The following is a 16,039-nucleotide window of genomic DNA, read 5'->3' as shown; positions in this document are numbered from 1 at the left end:
CCGGTCACGACAACAGGGCCTTGTACCGCCGGGCACCTTCCGGCCCCGACAGGTCGGCGATGGGGCCGGAAGCGACCGACCGCCCACCGCGCAGCACCACTGCGTCGGTGCAGACCCGCCCGGCCAGGTCGAGCAGATGCGTGGAGACCAGCACCGCACTACCGGCCGCGCGCAGTTCCTCGATCAGATCGACGGTCGCATCCACCCCCAGGGGGTCGACCCCGTCGAACGGCTCGTCGAGCAGAAGCACCGCAGGGGAGTGCAGCGCGGCCAGCACCACGGAGAGCCGCCGGCCCATGCCGTGGGAGAAACCCGCGGTGATCCGGTGCGACTGGGCCGCCAGGTCGAAACGCTCCAGAAGATCGCGGGCCCGCGACTCCCAGCCCTGTAGGCCGCGCAGCCGGGCGGAGAGTTGCAGGTGCTCCCAGGGACTGGCGCGGGGCACCAGCCCACCCACGTCCGGGCAGTAGCCGGTGACCCGGCGGGCGGCCAGCGGATCGGTACGTACGTCGATCCCTCCCACCCGGACCTCGCCCGCGGTGGCCGGCAGCACCCCGGCCAGAACCCGCATCGCGGTGGACTTGCCTGCGCCGTTGCGCCCGACCAGAGCCAGCGCCTGCCCGGGGCGGACGGTCAGGTCGAGCCCGGCGACCGCGGTCACCGGCCCGAAGCCGACCACCAGATCCCGGGCGCGGACTGAGATGTCCCCGTTCACCTCTCCAGTCTGACCAAGGCCGTCCCCGGTGCGGGGGACGACGGGCGAATCTCACCCCACGGTGAGAAGGGCCGCTCAGCCGTACAGCTTCTCCACGTCGTCCGCGAAGTCCTTCAGGATGACCGAGCGCTTCAGGCTCTGCTTGGGCGTCAAATGCCCCGACTGCTCGGTGAAGTCGGTGCTGAGCACCCGGAACCGGCGCACCGACTCAGCCCGGCTGACCAGGGTGTTCGCCTTGTCCACGGCGGTCTGCAGCTCGGCCAGCACGTCCGGGTCGGCGGCCGCCGCACTCACGTCCAGGGCCGGCTTGCCCCGGTTGGCCAGCCAGGTCGGCAGCATCTCGGCGTCCAGCGTGATCAGCGCGGCCACGTAGGGCTTCTGGTCGCCCACCACGATGCACTGCGAGATCAGCGGGTGACCGCGCATCCCGTCCTCCAGCACCGTCGGGATCACGTTCTTGCCGTTGGCGGTGACCAGGATCTCCTTCTTGCGCCCGGTGATCGACAGGAAGCCGTCCTCGTCGAGCGAGCCCAGGTCGCCGGTGGCGAACCAGCCGTCGTGCAGGGCCTCGGCGGTGGCCTGGGAGTTGTTGGCGTAACCGCGCATCACACCGATGCCGTACGCCTCGATCTCGCCGTCGTCGCCGATCCGCACCCCCATGCCCTGCAACGGCCGCCCGACTGTGCCGATCCGGTTGACCGCGAGGGTGTTGCAGCTGACCGGCGCGGTGGTCTCGGTCAGGCCCCAGCCCTCCAGCACCGGCAGGCCGACACCGCGGAAGAAGTGGCTCAGATCCTTGCCGAGCGGGGCGCCGCCGGAGACCGAGGCATTCAGGCGGCCACCGGTGGCCGTGCGCAGCTTGGCGTAGACCAGCTTGTCGAACAGGCCGTGCTGCAGGCGCAGACCCAGCCCCGGGCCGCCGGCGTCGAGCGACTGGCTGTACCGGATCGCCACCTGGGCGGCCCGGGCGAAGATCTTGCCCCGCCCGCCGGCCATCGCCTTGGCCTCGGCCCCGTTGTAGATCTTCTCGAACACCCGGGGCACGGCCAGCAGGAAGGTGGGCTTGAAACCGTCCAGGTCGGCCAGGAGGTTCGCGGTGGTCGGGGTGTGCCCCAGGACCGAGCCGTTGACGATGCACAGCGCCTGGATGTAGCGGGCGAACACGTGCGCCAGGGGAAGGAACAGCAGGGTGCTGGCCTGGTCGTTGACCAGGTCGCCGAAGCCCACCCCGGCCGCCCGGGCGCCGCCCACGAAGTTGCCGTGGGTGAGCTCGCAGCCCTTGGGCCGGCCGGTGGTGCCGGAGGTGTAGATCAGCGTGGCCACGGTGTCGAGCGTGGCGATCGCCCGGCGCTCGTGGATCACCTCGTCGCCGACCTCGGAGCCCAGTTCGCCGAGCGTCGCGATCGCGCCGTCGTCGATGGTCAGGACCTCGCGCAGACCGCTCACCTCGCCGCGGACCTGCCCGACCGTCTCGCGGTGGGCGGCGGTCTCGACCACGATCGCGACCGCGCCGGAGTCGGCCAGGATCCAGCGCACCTGCTCGGCCGAGGAGGTCTCGTAGACCGGGACCGAGATCCCGCCGGCGAACCAGATCGCCACGTCCAGCAGCGTCCACTCGTAGCGGGTGCGGGCCATCAGGGCCACCCGGTCACCGGGCTGCACCCCGAGGGCGACCAGGCCCTTGGCGCAGCTCACGACCTCGCCGAGGAACTCGGCGGCGGTGACGTCCTGCCAGCCGGCCGCTACCGGCCGGCGGAACGAGACGTGGTGGGGCCGTTTCTCCGCATTTCCCACCACGATGTCGCAGAGGCTCTCCTCGGCGTCGAGGGGAAAAGACCTGGGGACGATGATCTCGCGCACTCGTTGAGCCTATGCCGCGGAACCGGGTAATTCCGAGTGATGGATCACGCTCCTGACGACCGGACGGCGCAAATCCGATGAAAAACCTGAGAAATCCGCGAAAGCTGCGGTCGGCCTCGACCAGCGGGGGCAGTTTCTGTCACCCGGACGGCCGATAGTTCACCCGAGCGGCTCAGGAACGGCGTCCGGCGGCCGACAGATGCGCGGTGACCGGCTCACCCTCGTCGTCCAGCCCGCCGTCGACCGGTGATTCCCGGCGGTGCCGGGAATGCGGCGCGCGACTGAAGCCGGCGGACGAGTGGTGCTCCCTCTGTTTCACCCCCACCTCCGAGCCCGAACCCGAGCCCGAGCCGGTGGTCGCGGTGCCCGGCTTGAAGAAGGGCCGGCACCTGCGGGGGCCGGAGGACGAGGCCCGGGCCGGCGAGTTTCTGGCCGGGCTGGCGGCGCACGAGTCGGCCGCCAGTTCGTCGTTCACCGTGCTCAAGGCGCACCTCGCACTGGGGCAGCTGCCCGGGGGGAAGTACGCGGTGGCGTTCGGCGGGGGAGTGCTGCTGCTGGTGGTCCTGATGGTCGGCCTGACCCTGCTCGGCCTGCTGGTCTGAATCTGGTCCGAGGTCTGCCCGGACACGGCGTCTGGTGCCGCGGGGAGTTGGCGGTAACGTTCGCCGGGCAGCCCCCGTCAGAGCCAGAGAGAGGCCCGCATGGCCGACCAGACCGAGTCGAGCGTCGTGATCGACTCCGCGCCGGGGAACGTCCTCGCGGTGATCGCCGACTTCGAGCGCTACCCGCAGTGGGCCGGCGCCGTCAAAGAGGTCGAGATCCTCGACCGGCAGGCGGACGGACGGGCGGCCCGGGTGCGGTTCACCCTCGACGCCGGTGCCGTACGCGACACCTACTCGCTGGACTACAGCTGGGACTTCGACGCGGACGGGGTCGGCGAGCTCTCCTGGAAGCTGGACGAGTCCGGGGTGATGCGGGCGATGGACGGCAGCTACCGGCTGACTCCCAGCGGCCCGGGCACCAAGGTCACCTACACGCTGGCCATCGATCTGCGCATCCCGATGCTGGGCATGCTGCGGCGCAAGGCCGAGAAGGCGATCGTCGACACCGCCCTCACCGAGCTGAAGAAGCACGTGGAGTCCTGAGCCGGTGCGCCTGCTGGTGATCACCGGTCCGGGTGGGGTGGGCAAGACCACCGTCGCCGCCGCGACCGGTGTCCAGGCGGCGCAGCTCGGATCGAAAGTACTGGTGGCGTCGCTGGATCCGGCGCAGTCGCTGGCCGACGGTCTGGATGCAGCTCTGGGGCCGGAGCCGGTCGAGGTGGCCGCCGGACTGTGGGCCGTGCAGGTCGACGCGCCGGCCACGGCCGCCCGGATCTGGGCCCCGGTGCAGGAGATCGCCCAGGACGCGCTGGAGGAGCTGGGGGTCGACCCGGTGTCGGCCGAGGACCTGGCCGGGCTGCCCGGGCTGGACGAGCTGTTCGCCCTGCTCGCCGTGGCCGAGCAGGTGCGGTCGGGACGGTGGGACCTGGTGGTGCTCGACTGCCCGCCCTCGGTGCCGGCCTTCCGGCTGCTCTCGGCGCCGCAGGCGCTGGGCCGGTTGCTGCAGCGGTTGCTGCCGATCGAGCGCCGGATCGGGCGACTCCTGGATCCCGGGCGCACCGGCGACCCGCTCGTTGAGGCGGTGGACCGGCTGGCCGGGGAGCTCACTTCGGTGGGGGCCGTGCTGAGCGCCGACAGTACGTCGGTGCGTCTGGTGCTCACGCCGGAGGCGGGGGTGGTGGCCGGGTGCCGACGGCTGTTCACCGCCCTGAGCATGGCCGGTTTCGCAGTGGACGCTGTGGTCGCCAACCGGGTTCTCCCAACTTTCGGGCCCCAATTGAAGACGTCTGTGAGCGAGTCGGCACCGACGTCCACCATTGGTTGGATGGGCGAACGGGTACGCCGGCAGGAAACCGTGCTGAACGACCTTGCTGAGTCTTTCGGGTCTGTGCCGGTGGTGAGGATCGAGCACGCGGCGCAGGAGCCACGGGGGCTGGGTCAGCTCTCTGCCCTGGGGGCGGAGTTGTCTCCGGTGCTCGACGAGCCGCTGCCCCCGATGCCGCGCTTCGAGATAGACCGCAGCGAGAGCGGCTTCACGCTTCGGCTGCCCATGCCCCTGGCCCGCCGCGAGGAGCTGGACCTGGGGCGGAGGGGGGACGAGCTGGTGATCGCCGTGGACGGTTACCGCAGTGTGCTGGCGTTGCCCAGTGTGCTGCGGCGGTGTCAGGTGCAGGGAGCCCGACTGCGAGAAGGAGTGCTTTCCGTGGAGTTCGTGCCGGACCCCGACGAGTTTCCCTCCCGGTGGCTGTGATGGAGCACCGTCACCTGGATGCTGAGGCGCTGGCCGCGGCGCTCCCGGGGGAGTGGGCCGACGACGCACGCCTGGCCCTGACCGCACTGCAGGACGCGCTCACCCCCGAAACCGAAGAGACACCCTGCCCCGTGTGCGCGGGGGTCACAGCAATCTGCGACCACGGCCCGGTCCTGCTCGACCGCCTGGCCGAACTCGCGACCGGGCTGGCGCGGACGATACGGGAATTCACTCCGGAGAACGCGCCGGACAATGCGGGTGAAACGGGCACTCCGGCCTCCCGCGACTGCGTCCGGGGTACCGCGCCGACCCACCGCCCCCCGCCGCCCACTACCGTTCCGATCAACGTCTCGGACTGAGCGCCCCGGCACCTGCGGGGAAGGCCTCTTCCGGACAGCACTGACGACTGTCCCGGACAGGGACTCGAACGGGTAAGGGGATCCTCGGAGTGGAACTCACCATCGGGGTGGACGTCGGCGGCACCAAGATCGCCGCCGGTGTGGTTGACGCCGACGGGCGGATTCTCGAGCGCCTACGGGTACCGACTCCCGAGACCGTCGAGCTGATCGACGCGAGCATCGCCGAGGCCGTCGAGAAGCTGAAGGGCACGGCCCCTGGCGCCCAGGTCTCGGCCGTGGGCGTGGCCGCGGCCGGCTTCGTGAACGAGCACCGCACCACCGTCCGCTTCGCCCCCAACATCGCCTGGCGGGAACACCCGCTGGCCGAGGCGGTGGGCGGGCGGGTCGGGCTGCCGGTCGTGGTGGAGAACGACGCCAACGCCGCGGCCTGGGCCGAGTTCCGGTTCGGGGCCGGCCTGGACGTCTCCGACATGGTCATGGTCACCGTCGGCACCGGCGTGGGCGGCGGCATCGTGCTGGACGGCAAGCTGGTGCGCGGTGCCTTCGGGATCGCCGCCGAGATCGGGCACCTGCGGGTGGCGCCGAACGGCCGGCCCTGCGGCTGCGGCCAGCTCGGCTGCTGGGAGCAGTACGCCTCCGGCCGGGCCCTGGTGCGCGCGGCCCGGGACCTGGCGATCAGCGACCCGGAGGCGGCCGCCCCGCTGCTGGCGGCGGCCGGCGGCCAGGTGGACCGGCTGGTCGGCAGCATGATCACCGAGGTCGCGCTGGCCGGTGACCCGGCCGCGGTCGGCCTGTTCGCCCAGCTCGGCCGCTGGCTCGGCGAGGGGGTGGCCTCCCTGGCCAACCTGCTCGACCCGGCCGTGGTGGTGATCGGCGGCGGCGTGGCCGACGCCGGCGACCTGCTGATGGTGCCGGCCCGCGAGGCCTTCGCCGAGCACCTCTCCGGCGCCGCCAACCGTCCGCACCTGCAGCTGCGCCTGGCCGAGATGGGCAACGACGCGGGCATCATCGGCGCCGCCGACCTGGCCCGCACGCGATGACCGGACCGGACCCGCGCGGCCTCGCGATCGGGGTCGACATCGGGGGCACGAAGGTGGCCGCCGGAGTGGTCGACGCCAGCGGGGCGGTGATCGCCCGCGCCCGGCGGGCCACCCCGTCGCGGCACGCCTCGGCGCGGGTGGTCGAGGCCACCATCGCCGAGGTGGTGGCCGAGCTGCGCGAGGGCCGGGAGATCCTCGGGGTGGGCATCGGCGCGGCCGGTTTCGTCGACGCCGACCGGGCCCGGGTGCTGTTCGCCCCGCACCTGTCCTGGCGCAACGAGCCGCTGCGGGACGGGGTGGCGGCGGCCGTGGGGCTGCCGGTGATCGTCGAGAACGACGCCAACGCCGCAGCCTGGGCCGAGTGGCGGTTCGGGGCCGGGCGGGCCGAGTCGCGGCTGGTGATGGTCACGCTCGGCACCGGGATCGGCGGCGGGATCGTCACCGACGGGGCGATCCAGCGCGGCCGGTACGGCATGGCCGGGGAGTTCGGGCACATGGTGGTGGTGCCGGACGGGCGCCGTTGCGAGTGCGGCAACCGGGGCTGCCTGGAGCAGTACGCCTCGGGCAACGTGCTGGGGCGCGAGGCCCGGGAGATGGCGGCGGCCGGCTCACCGGTCACGGTGCCGCTGGTGCAGCGGGTCAAGGGGGACCACTCGGCGCTGGTCGGGCCGCTGATCACCGAGGCCGCGATGGACGGCGACCCGGCCGCGGTGGAGCTGTTCCACGAGGTCGGGCACTGGCTCGGGATCGGGCTCGCCAACCTGGCCGCGGCTTTGGACCCGGGTCTGTTCGTGATCGGCGGCGGGGTCTCCGACGCCGGGGACCTGCTGCTGGCCCCGGCCCGGGAGTCGTTCCGCCGCACCCTGACCGGGCGCGGGTTCCGGCCGTTCGCCTCGATCGTCAAGGCGGCCCTGGGGCCCGAGGCCGGGCTGGTCGGGGCCGCCGACCTGGCCCGGCGCGAGGCCGTGACCCTTTCCTGATCGTCCGGTGTTCGGAAAGTCGTTGGATCGTTGGCGAGGAGAGGGCATGGAGCCGTCGTCGCGGATCAGGATCTTGAGCTGGAACGTGCGGCATCTGCAGGGGGATCCGCTGGCCGTGCACCGGGTGGTGCGGGCCGCCGACCCGGACGTGTTCTGTCTGCAGGAGGGCCCGCGCCTTCCGGGGACGCAGGGGCAGTTCCAGCGGCTGGCCCGGGCCTGCGGGATGCACCACCTGGCCGGGGGCCGGACGGCGGGCAGCAACGCGGTGTTCGTCTCCGGGCGGATCCGGGCGAAGGACGTGGCCGCCTTCACCTTCCCGCTGGGGCACTGGCGGGACAACCGGCGGGGTGCGGTGCTGGCCAGTGTGCAGCTGCTGGAGGGTGGGCCGGCGTTGCGGATCGCCTCGGTGCACCTGCCGCTCGACCAGGCCCAGCGGCTGGGGCACGTGCGGTCGCTGAGCCGTCAGCTGGCCGACTTCGGGCTGCCCGCGGTGCTGGCCGGTGACCTGAACGAGGCTCCCGGCGGGGAGTCCTGGAAGGCGCTGGAGCCGCTGGTGGCCGATCCGGCCCCGAAGGCGCCGCTGACCTTCTCCACCGTCTCCCCGCGGCGGCGGATCGACGCGATCCTCACCGGCCGGGGCATCGAGGTGCTCGAGTACGGCGTCTGGACCCCGGATCCCCGGGACGCCCGGCTGGCCAGCGACCACCTGCCGGTGGTGGCCGACATCCAGGTGCGCGGGTAGCCGTTACGGGCGGTCAGACCACGGCGCCGTCGTCACCGTCGTCGTCCCGGTGCTTGGGCATCCGGGCGACGAGGGTGACGAAGCCGCCGGCGAAGGCGGCCAGCGCGACGAGGATGTACAGCTGCGGCGGGCGCCAGACGAGCACCGACATCAGCATGAACAGCGGGCCACCGATGACCGCGGCCCAGGCCAGGCGGCCGACCAGGTCACCCCGGGGCAGCGGCGGGGGCTCGGGCGGCTCGTAACCGCGCTCCGGCTCGGCGGTGGGGGAGTAGTCGCGCGGGCCGGCGCCGCGCAGCTCGTCCGGCAGTTCGTCCGGGTCGTCGAAGCCGAGCGGGCCGAGGTCGCGCCCACCCGCACCGACCGGCTGCGGCGGTTCCTCGCCGGCGAACTCCCAGTCGTTGCCCCACTCGGAGCCGCGCATCCGGCCCGGCGAGGGAGCGGCGTCCGGGTCCTCGTCCTCGTAGTGCCGGCGGGCCTCGGCCGCCTCGTCGGGCGTGGGCCAGGCCCGGGGCGGCTCGTCGCCCCAGTTGGCCACGATCGCGGCGAAGCGCGCGTCGATGTCGAGCCGGTCGGGCTGCTCGTCGCCCGCGCTGCGCTCGGCGTCGGTGTCGCCGTCGCGGTCGGGCGGGTCGCCGGCGGTGCTCATCGTGTTCTCCCCGCCACGCCGACGGCCGGCGGCGCACCGGCGAGGTCGGCGAGGAAGCTCAGACTGCGCCGCAGGATCTCGCCCGCGTCGTTGTCGATCGTCGCCACGTGATAACTGTCTCGCAGGATCACCTCGTCGGCGCGGGAAGAGGTCACCCGGTCGAGGATGAGGGCACTGCTGCTGGCCGGCACGACGTGGTCCTCGGTCGAGCGGAGGACCAGCAGGGGCTGGCTCACCGCGGGCAGGTCCGCGACCACCGTGCGGTAGCCACGCAGCATCGAGTGTAAGGCGTGGGACGGGATCCGGTCATAGGCATCCTCCTTCACCCCTGGCCTCTTGACGTCGTTGCCGACCGGCGGGAGCCACGGCAGCACCCAGCGCAGCACCGGAAGGGCGCCCAGTCTGGGATCGGTCAGCCGCACCGCGGGGTTGACCAGGATCACCCCGTCGACCCCGGGCAGCGGCCCGGGATTGTGCGCCGGGCCGTACTTCTGGGCCAGCGCCAGGGCCAGGGCGCCGCCCATCGAGAGCCCGCCGACCGCCACCACCCGGCAGCGCCGGCGCAGGTCCCGGAAGGTGGTCTCGGCCTCGGCGAGCCAGTCGGGCCAGCCGGTGCGGGCCATGTCCCGCACCGAGGTGCCGTGCCCGGGCAGGCGCGGCAGGCGGACCGTGCGCCCGGCCGCCGCCAGGCCCTCGGCCCAGGGGCGCAGGCTGCTGGGATTGCCGGTGAAGCCGTGCAGGAGCAGGACTCCGACGTCGTCGCCGTCCCGGGCGAAGGCCTCGGCTCCCGGGCGGACGGTCACGGCGGCTCCTCGGGGATCGTGGCTCCGGGCGGTTCGTCGCCAGGCCGCCATCGTTACACGCGCCCGCGTACTTATCGAGGGGATCGCCGGAACCGGGGGCCGACCGTTCGCGTCAAGCCGGCACGCCTGCCGCCGCACCGGCCGATCCGTGGTCTTTTCACCAGGAAGCGGGCGGACGGATGGTGCATCGTGACGGTGGGGCCGCCGACAATGGGTAGTCTGCGCGTCGGCCGCGTGGTGTTGGAGGCGGCCGTCGTTTCGTCTGTTGCGCACACGTGCGCGCGCGGTCAAGGAGGTGGCGATGCTCTACTGGCTGCTGCGGCGCATTCTTCTCGGACCACTGATCCGAGTGCTGTACAGGCCGTGGGTGAAAGGCCTGGAGAACATCCCGGTCGACGGTCCGGCGATCCTGGCCAGCAATCACCTGTCGTTCTCGGACCACTTCTTCCTGCCGATGCACGTCGACCGGAGGATCACCTTCCTGGCGAAGGCCGAGTACTTCAACGGCCGCGGGATCAAGGGCCGGCTGACCGCCTCGTTCTTCCGGGGCGTCGGGCAGATCCCGATCGAGCGCTCCGGCGGCCGGGCCTCCGAGGCGGCCCTGCGCACCGGGATGAAGGTGCTGGAGAAGGGGCAGCTGCTGGGGATCTACCCGGAGGGCACCCGCTCACCGGACGGGCGGCTGTACCGCGGCCGGACCGGGGTGGCCCGGATGGCGCTGGAGTCCGGGGTGCCGGTGATCCCGGTGGCGATGATCTCAACCTTCGAGGTGCAGCCGGCCGGCCGGCTGATCCCCAAGCTGCTGCCCAAGGGCGAGGTCGGGGTGGTGATCGGCGAGCCGCTGGACTTCTCCCGCTACGAGGGGATGAGCACCGACCGGTTCGTGCTCCGCTCGGTCACCGACGAGATCATGTACCAGCTCATGGTGCTGTCCGACCAGGAGTACGTGGACATCTACGCGGCGACCATGAAGGAGCGCCTGGCCTCGGCCCGGCGCGGTGGTGCGGAGGGCCGGCTGCCCTCCGGGCACGCCGAGCTCCAGGTCACCCCCGGCGGTCACGCCGCCGCGCCGCCCCCGGCCGGGGAGTCCGACGCCGGTAACCCGGCCGCGGGTGAGGAGAAGGACAAGAAGAAGGCGGAGGACGGCGACGCCGCCTGATGCTCTTGGTGCCGGGCCCGGTGTGCGATGCACGCCGGGCCCGGCCTTTGCCCGGAAGATCTGCGGCCGGGGACTCGTGCGCCGGAGGAAGTCCGATCTCCCGGAATGGGCTTGCGTCCTGCCCGTACTCTTGTCGACGTGAGCGCCCCACTGCATCCCATCACCAGTGCCGACCTGTACCCCACGAGCACTCCGGACACGGCGGCCGCGGCTCTCGAGGCCGGTCTCGACCTGTGGCGGGACAAGCCCGCCGCGCAGCAGCCGGAGTGGCCCGACCGGGCCAAACTGGAGGCGGTGGCGGCCGAACTGGCCTCGGTCCCGCCGCTGGTGTTCGCGGGCGAGTGCGACCTGCTGCGTGGTCAGCTGGCCGCCGCGGCCCGGGGCGAGGCGTTCCTGCTCCAGGGCGGTGACTGCGCCGAGACCTTCGCCGAGGCGACGGCCGACCGCATCCGCAACAAGATCAAGACGATGCTGCAGATGGCGGTGGTGCTGACCTACGGCGCCAGCATGCCGGTGATCAAGCTGGGCCGGATGGCCGGGCAGTACTCCAAGCCGCGCAGCAGCACCACCGAGACCCGGCAGGGGGTCACGCTGCCGGCCTACCGCGGCGACGCGATCAACGGCTTCCCGTTCGACGAGGCCTCGCGCATCCCCGACCCCGACCGGCTGCTGAAGGCGTACCACACCTCCGCCTCGACGCTGAACCTGATCCGGGCGTTCACCAAGGGCGGTTTCGCCGACCTGCGCCAGGTGCACGAGTGGAACCGCGGTTTCGTCTCCAGCCCGGCCAACGCCCGCTACGAGGCGATCGCCCGCGACATCGACCGGGCGATGAAGTTCATGATCGCGGCCGGCGGCGACTCGGACGCGCTGCGCACCGTCGACTTCTGGTCCAGCCACGAGGGTCTGCTGCTGGACTACGAGCGCGCCCTCACCCGGATCGACTCGCGCACCGGCTCGCCCTACAACGTCTCCGGCCACTTCATCTGGATCGGTGAGCGCACCCGTCAGCTCGACGGCGCGCACGTCGACCTGATGTCCCGGGTGCGCAACCCGATCGGCGTGAAGATCGGCCCGAAGACCACCCCGGACGACCTGATGGCCCTGGTCGACAAGCTCGACCCGGAGCGTGAGCCGGGCCGGCTGACGCTGGTCAGCCGGATGGGTGCGGGCAAGATCCGGGAGAACCTGCCCGCCCTGGCCGAGACCACGAAGAAGGAGGGTCTGCCGGTCCTGTGGATCTGTGACCCGATGCACGGCAACACCTTCGAGTCGGCCTCGGGCTACAAGACGCGCCGGTTCGACGACGTGATGGACGAGGTGCGCGGCTTCTTCGAGGTGCACAACGGCGTCGGCACCATCCCCGGCGGCCTGCACGTCGAGCTGACCGGCGACGACGTGACCGAGTGCCTGGGCGGCGCCGAGCACATCGACGACGCCGACCTGGCCATGCGCTACGAGACGCTCTGCGACCCGCGGCTGAACCACCAGCAGTCGCTGGAGATGGCCTACCTCGTCACCGAGATGCTGACCGGCCGATGAGCGCCGCCGTCGTCGACCTGCGCAGCGACACGCTGACCAGGCCGACCCCGGGCATGCTCGAGGCGATCGCCGCGGCCGAGGTGGGCGACGACGTCTACGGCGAGGACCCGGAGGTCAACGCGCTGGAGTCCGAGGTCGCGGCGCTGTTCGGGCACGAGGCGGCGCTGTTCTGCCCGACCGGCTCGATGGCCAACGTCCTGGGCGTGCGCGCGGTGGTGCCGGCCGGCCAGGAGGTGCTGTGCGACTCGATGGCCCACATCGTGCGGGCCGAGCTCGGCAGTCACGCCGTGGTCGGGCAGGTCACCACCCGGACCTGGCAGGCCGCCCGCGGTGCGTTCGAGGCCGACGTCGCGCTGGCGATGGCCGTGCCCGACGCGGGGCCGTACTTCGTCTCCACCGCGGCGATCGCGATCGAGGACACGCACAACTTCGGCGGCGGCACGGTGCAGTCGGTCGACGAGCTGCGCCGGCTGCGGGCCGGTGCGCAGGCGCTCGGGCTCTCGGTGCACCTGGACGGGGCCCGGCTGTGGAACGCGCACGTCGTCACCGGGGTGTCGTTCCAGGAGTACGGCTCGTTCGCCGACACGATCTCGGTCTGCCTGTCCAAGGGCCTCGGTGCACCGGTCGGCTCGGTGCTGGTGAGCAGCGCCGAGCGGATCGCCGAGGCGCGGATCTGGCGTAAGCGGCTGGGTGGCGGCATGCGTCAGGCCGGGATCCTCGCGGCCGCCGGGCGTTACGCGCTGAAGCACCACATCGAGCGGCTGGCCGAGGATCACGCGCACGCCCACGCCATCGCCACCGCGCTGGCCGGGGTGGACTCCTCGATCATCGAGCCGGAACTGGTGCAGACCAACATCGTGGCCACCACCTGGCCGTCGGCCACGGCGGCGCAGGCGTTCATCGCCGGCTGCACGGCCGAGGGGATCCGGGTCGGTGCGGTCGGGTCCCGGGTGGTCCGGCTGGTCACCCACCTGGACATCGACGAGGCGGCGGCGGGCCGGGCGGCCGACGTGCTCCCGGGCATCGCCAAGCAGGCTCTCACCGCCTGAACTGCACACCTGCTGCCGGGTTTCGCAGCCCGGCAGCAGGTCAGTCGTTGCGCAGGCGGCTGTACTGCACCAGGTCGTGCCAGTGGCCGCGGCGGAACTGCGTGCCCCGCAGCACCCCCTCGCGCGTGTAACCGGCCTTCTCCAGAGCCTTCTGCTCGGCGACGTTCTCCACGTCGGTGCTCGCCTCCACCCGGTTGACCGTGGTGTGCCGGAACAGCCACTCATAGGCCAGGCGCTGCGCGAGCGTGCCGACGCCCTGCCCGCGGGCGCCCGGGGCGATCGCGATGCCCAGGTTCAGCGCCTGACTGCCGCGGTTGGGCCCGTAGTGCACCGGATGCCAGCTGATCGTGCCCACCGGCTCGCCGGAAAGACAGACCAGCAGCGTGCCCTCGTCCTCGCCGAGCAGGCCGTTGACGTCCCAGCGCTCCTGATAGCTGTTCTGCCGCCGGATCATCGGCAGGAAGTCGCCGAACGCCGAGCCGTGCTCGGTGTCGTTGCGCCACCGGCCGAGCAGGGCCAGGTCTTCCGGCCCGACCGCGCGCAACGTGACCTGCGGCTGCCCGGTCACCAGATCTTCAGGACGATCTCGGTGCCCACGTCGACGTTGCCGGAGTTGGGCGTCTGCTCCTGCACGGTGTTGGAGAACGGGTTGTACTTCTCCTCCTTCACCCGCAGTCCCAGGCCCTCGAGCGTGGCCTTGGCCTGCTCGAAGTCCTGACCCTGCACGTTCGGCACCGCCACCTGGGGCGGCTGCTCGACCACGGTGAGCTTGACCGTGCTGCCCTTGGGCACCTGCTGGCCGGTGGCCGCCGGGTCCATGGCGGTGACCGTGCCCGGCGCCGCGCCCCCGGCCTGGAAGGGCTGGTTCACGATCTCGACCTTCAGGCCCCGGCTCTCCAGCAGCGGTTTGGCCTGGTCGATGTGCTGGCCCACCACGTTGTCGAGGGCGACCGGCTCGATGCCCTTGCTGATCACCAGCTTGATCTCGCGGCCGGGGGTGACCTCGTTCTCGGCCTTGGGCGTGGAGGAGATCACCTTGCCCTTCTCCACGTCGGCGCTGAACTTCTCCGAGGTGTCCCCGACGGCCAGGCCGACGCCCTCGAGCTCGGCGGTGGCCTCCTCGAGCGTCTTGCCCTTCACGTTCGGCACGGCCACCATCTCGCGGCCCTTGCTGACGATCAGCGTGACGGTGCCGTCCTTCTTCACGTCCTCGCCGCCGGCCGGGCTGGAGCCGATCACCGTGCCCTCGGCGACGCTGTCGCTGAACTCCTCGCGGACCTCGGCCTGCAGCCCCTGCAGCACGACCACGCGCTGGGCGTCGGCCACCCGCATCGCGGTGACCGCGGGGGTACGCACGTAGGAGCCCGGGCCGCCGGTGAACCACCAGATGCCGGTGAAGACCAGGGCCAGCACCACCACGATGCCCAGACCGGTGGTGATCGCGGCCCGGCGGCGGTTGCCGAAGAAGCCGGGCGGCGCCTCGTCCTCGTCGTGCACCCGCAGCCGCGGGACCATCGTCTCCTTGCTGGCCAGCCGGCCCTCCCGCCGCGACATCGTGCGGGTGGGCTGCGGGCCGGTGGCCGGGGCCGGACCGGGCGCGGGCTGGTACAGCGCGGTGGCCTGGTCGTCCACGGCCGGCTGGTAGAGGGCGGTGGCCTGGTCGTCGGCGTTCTGCTGGGACAGCGCCAGACCGGCGCTGCTCGGCGTGACGATCCGGGTGGGCCCGGCCGGGCTCAGGTCGGGCCGGTCGGAGCGGGAGTAGACGGCGGTGGCGTTGACCGCGGCGGAGGGCGGCACGGCGCCGAACTCCTGCGTGGAGTCACCCATCGCGACGGTCTGGGCGCTGCGCAGGTCGTCCGCGTCGGCGGCGCGCTCGTCGAGCAGGTGCGGCGGCACCGCGGCCCGGGCGGCCCGCAGCTCACTGAGCGCGGCGTCGCAGGTGGCCGGGCGACGGTCCGGGTTCGGGTCGGTCAGCCGCAGCACCAGCTGGTCGAAGCCGTCGGTCAGGTTGGGCGCGATCGAGCTGGGGGTGGGCACCCGCTCGTAGACGTGCCGGTAGGCCACCTGGATCGGGTCGTCGCCGGTGTACGGCTGACGACCGGTGAGCAGCTCGAACAGGATGATGCCGGCCGCGTAGACGTCGGCCCGGGCGTCGGCGTGGCCGTTGGCCACCAGTTCGGGGGAGAGGTAGGCGACGGTGCCCAGCAGTTCGTCGGTGGCGGCGCTGGCGATCGGCGCGGTGACCGCGGCGGCGAGGCCGAAGTCCGCGACCTTGATCCGGCCGTCGTCGGTGAGAATGACGTTCTCGGGCTTCACGTCGCGGTGCACGAAACCCGCCCGGTGGGCGGCGCCGAGCGCGCTGAGCACCGGCTCCAGCACCGAGACGCTCTCGCGGGGGGTGAGCGCACCGCGCTGCGACAGAACGTCGCGCAGCGTGCGCCCGGGCAGGTACTCCATGGCCAGGTAGAGCACGCCCGAGGTCTCGTCGGTGCCCTGGTCGAACACGCCGACCACGTTGGGGTGCGAGAGCTTGGCCGCCGACCGGGCCTCGTGCACGAACCGGGAGACGAACTCGGGGTCGTCGGCCAGGTTCTCGTGCATGACCTTGAGGGCGACCTCCCGGTCGAGCCGCCGGTCGACCGCGAGGTAGACCGTTGCCATTCCGCCGCGGGCGATCCGGGACCGGACCAGGTACCGCCCGTCGACCAGCCGGCCGACCAGTGGATCCTGGAGTGTCATGTCCACGTCCGGCAGTCTAAGGCCGACAGCGCGGGCTCAGTCCACATACC

The 16,039-nt window shown here is 72.3% G+C and carries 16 protein-coding genes and 1 pseudogene; 10 read left to right on the top strand and 7 right to left on the bottom strand.

Features of this window, described 5'->3' with window-relative positions; translation table 11 throughout:
• Positions 1 to 4: 4 nt before the first annotated feature.
• The 3 genes and pseudogenes from QSK18_RS27780 to QSK18_RS27770 form a co-directional block, all read right to left on the bottom strand.
• Positions 5 to 637 (bottom strand): annotated as a pseudogene (locus QSK18_RS27780) (ABC transporter ATP-binding protein); the annotation flags it as partial.
• 153 nt (positions 638 to 790) lie between these two features.
• Positions 791 to 2,575, bottom strand: a complete 1,785-nt coding sequence (locus QSK18_RS27775) for an AMP-dependent synthetase/ligase (RefSeq protein WP_285625062.1) — start codon at positions 2,573 to 2,575, stop codon at positions 791 to 793.
• A 172-nt stretch (positions 2,576 to 2,747) separates the two neighbouring features.
• Positions 2,748 to 2,894: a hypothetical protein gene (locus QSK18_RS27770; RefSeq protein ID WP_285625059.1), complete on the bottom strand. Its 147-nt coding sequence runs from the start codon at positions 2,892 to 2,894 to the stop codon at positions 2,748 to 2,750.
• Positions 2,895 to 2,937: 43 nt separating this feature from the next.
• On the opposite strand from QSK18_RS27770, the gene QSK18_RS27765 reads away from it, so the two are divergent.
• From QSK18_RS27765 to QSK18_RS27735, 7 genes are all read left to right on the top strand, one after another.
• Positions 2,938 to 3,177, top strand: coding sequence for a hypothetical protein (locus tag QSK18_RS27765; protein ID WP_285625056.1), 240 nt, complete (start codon positions 2,938 to 2,940; stop codon positions 3,175 to 3,177).
• 99 nt (positions 3,178 to 3,276) lie between these two features.
• On the top strand, positions 3,277 to 3,720 hold the full coding sequence (locus QSK18_RS27760) for an SRPBCC family protein (protein WP_232812931.1): 444 nt from the start codon (positions 3,277 to 3,279) through the stop codon (positions 3,718 to 3,720).
• Between the two features lie 4 nt (positions 3,721 to 3,724).
• Positions 3,725 to 4,927 carry an ArsA family ATPase gene (locus tag QSK18_RS27755; RefSeq protein ID WP_232812932.1) on the top strand — a complete coding sequence of 401 codons (1,203 nt, stop codon included), beginning with the start codon at positions 3,725 to 3,727 and terminating at the stop codon, positions 4,925 to 4,927.
• Positions 4,927 to 5,286, top strand: a complete 360-nt coding sequence (locus QSK18_RS27750) for a hypothetical protein (RefSeq protein WP_232812933.1) — start codon at positions 4,927 to 4,929, stop codon at positions 5,284 to 5,286. The genes QSK18_RS27755 and QSK18_RS27750 overlap by 1 nt, the downstream gene beginning before the upstream one ends.
• An 89-nt stretch (positions 5,287 to 5,375) precedes the next feature.
• Complete coding sequence (locus tag QSK18_RS27745; protein WP_232812934.1) at positions 5,376 to 6,326, top strand: ROK family glucokinase; 951 nt, start codon at positions 5,376 to 5,378, stop codon at positions 6,324 to 6,326.
• Complete coding sequence (locus QSK18_RS27740; protein ID WP_332879924.1) at positions 6,323 to 7,306, top strand: ROK family glucokinase; 984 nt, start codon at positions 6,323 to 6,325, stop codon at positions 7,304 to 7,306. Before QSK18_RS27745 ends, QSK18_RS27740 begins: the two co-directional genes overlap by 4 nt.
• 46 nt (positions 7,307 to 7,352) lie before the next feature.
• On the top strand, positions 7,353 to 8,048 hold the full coding sequence (locus tag QSK18_RS27735; RefSeq protein WP_285625052.1) for an endonuclease/exonuclease/phosphatase family protein: 696 nt from the start codon (positions 7,353 to 7,355) through the stop codon (positions 8,046 to 8,048).
• A 13-nt stretch (positions 8,049 to 8,061) separates the two neighbouring features.
• Here QSK18_RS27735 and QSK18_RS27730 read toward each other — a convergent pair whose 3' ends face one another.
• Positions 8,062 to 8,697 carry a hypothetical protein gene (locus QSK18_RS27730; RefSeq protein WP_232812936.1) on the bottom strand — a complete coding sequence of 212 codons (636 nt, stop codon included), beginning with the start codon at positions 8,695 to 8,697 and terminating at the stop codon, positions 8,062 to 8,064.
• Positions 8,694 to 9,500: an alpha/beta hydrolase gene (locus QSK18_RS27725; protein WP_285625047.1), complete on the bottom strand. Its 807-nt coding sequence runs from the start codon at positions 9,498 to 9,500 to the stop codon at positions 8,694 to 8,696. Before QSK18_RS27725 ends, QSK18_RS27730 begins: the two co-directional genes overlap by 4 nt.
• Positions 9,501 to 9,801: 301 nt before the next feature.
• On the opposite strand from QSK18_RS27725, the gene QSK18_RS27720 reads away from it, so the two are divergent.
• The 3 genes from QSK18_RS27720 to QSK18_RS27710 all read left to right on the top strand — a co-directional run bounded on the left by QSK18_RS27720 (position 9,802) and on the right by QSK18_RS27710 (position 13,250).
• Positions 9,802 to 10,659, top strand: a complete 858-nt coding sequence (locus QSK18_RS27720) for a 1-acyl-sn-glycerol-3-phosphate acyltransferase (protein WP_352396672.1) — start codon at positions 9,802 to 9,804, stop codon at positions 10,657 to 10,659.
• 105 nt (positions 10,660 to 10,764) lie between these two features.
• A complete protein-coding gene (locus QSK18_RS27715; RefSeq protein ID WP_408623801.1) occupies positions 10,765 to 12,201 on the top strand; it encodes a class II 3-deoxy-7-phosphoheptulonate synthase in 1,437 nt (478 codons plus the stop codon).
• Positions 12,198 to 13,250 carry a threonine aldolase family protein gene (locus QSK18_RS27710; protein WP_285625041.1) on the top strand — a complete coding sequence of 351 codons (1,053 nt, stop codon included), beginning with the start codon at positions 12,198 to 12,200 and terminating at the stop codon, positions 13,248 to 13,250. Before QSK18_RS27715 ends, QSK18_RS27710 begins: the two co-directional genes overlap by 4 nt.
• Positions 13,251 to 13,290: 40 nt before the next feature.
• Here QSK18_RS27710 and QSK18_RS27705 read toward each other — a convergent pair whose 3' ends face one another.
• Positions 13,291 to 13,818: a GNAT family N-acetyltransferase gene (locus QSK18_RS27705; protein ID WP_232812941.1), complete on the bottom strand. Its 528-nt coding sequence runs from the start codon at positions 13,816 to 13,818 to the stop codon at positions 13,291 to 13,293.
• Complete coding sequence (locus QSK18_RS27700) at positions 13,815 to 15,989, bottom strand: Stk1 family PASTA domain-containing Ser/Thr kinase (protein ID WP_232813018.1); 2,175 nt, start codon at positions 15,987 to 15,989, stop codon at positions 13,815 to 13,817. Before QSK18_RS27700 ends, QSK18_RS27705 begins: the two co-directional genes overlap by 4 nt.
• Between the last annotated feature and the right edge of the window lie 50 nt (positions 15,990 to 16,039).

The sequence above is a fragment of the Kineosporia sp. NBRC 101677 genome (assembly GCF_030269265.1).
Taxonomy (GTDB): Bacteria; Actinomycetota; Actinomycetes; order Actinomycetales; family Kineosporiaceae; genus Kineosporia; species Kineosporia rhizophila.
Note: the sequence above shows the minus strand (reverse complement) of the source record. Positions and strands in the feature narration are given on the sequence as shown.

Excerpts from the sequence above, each read along its gene's own strand:
- QSK18_RS27760 (WP_232812931.1), top strand. The coding sequence starts at position 3,277 with ATGGCCGACCAGACCGAGTCGAGCGTCGTGATCGACTCCGCGCCGGGG.
- QSK18_RS27750 (WP_232812933.1), top strand. The coding sequence starts at position 4,927 with ATGGAGCACCGTCACCTGGATGCTGAGGCGCTGGCCGCGGCGCTCCCG.
- QSK18_RS27740 (WP_332879924.1), top strand. The coding sequence starts at position 6,323 with ATGACCGGACCGGACCCGCGCGGCCTCGCGATCGGGGTCGACATCGGG.
- QSK18_RS27735 (WP_285625052.1), top strand. The coding sequence starts at position 7,353 with ATGGAGCCGTCGTCGCGGATCAGGATCTTGAGCTGGAACGTGCGGCAT.
- QSK18_RS27730 (WP_232812936.1), bottom strand. The coding sequence starts at position 8,697 with ATGAGCACCGCCGGCGACCCGCCCGACCGCGACGGCGACACCGACGCC.
- QSK18_RS27720 (WP_352396672.1), top strand. The coding sequence starts at position 9,802 with ATGCTCTACTGGCTGCTGCGGCGCATTCTTCTCGGACCACTGATCCGA.
- QSK18_RS27715 (WP_408623801.1), top strand. The coding sequence starts at position 10,765 with ATGGGCTTGCGTCCTGCCCGTACTCTTGTCGACGTGAGCGCCCCACTG.
- QSK18_RS27710 (WP_285625041.1), top strand. The coding sequence starts at position 12,198 with ATGAGCGCCGCCGTCGTCGACCTGCGCAGCGACACGCTGACCAGGCCG.
- QSK18_RS27700 (WP_232813018.1), bottom strand. The coding sequence starts at position 15,989 with ATGACACTCCAGGATCCACTGGTCGGCCGGCTGGTCGACGGGCGGTAC.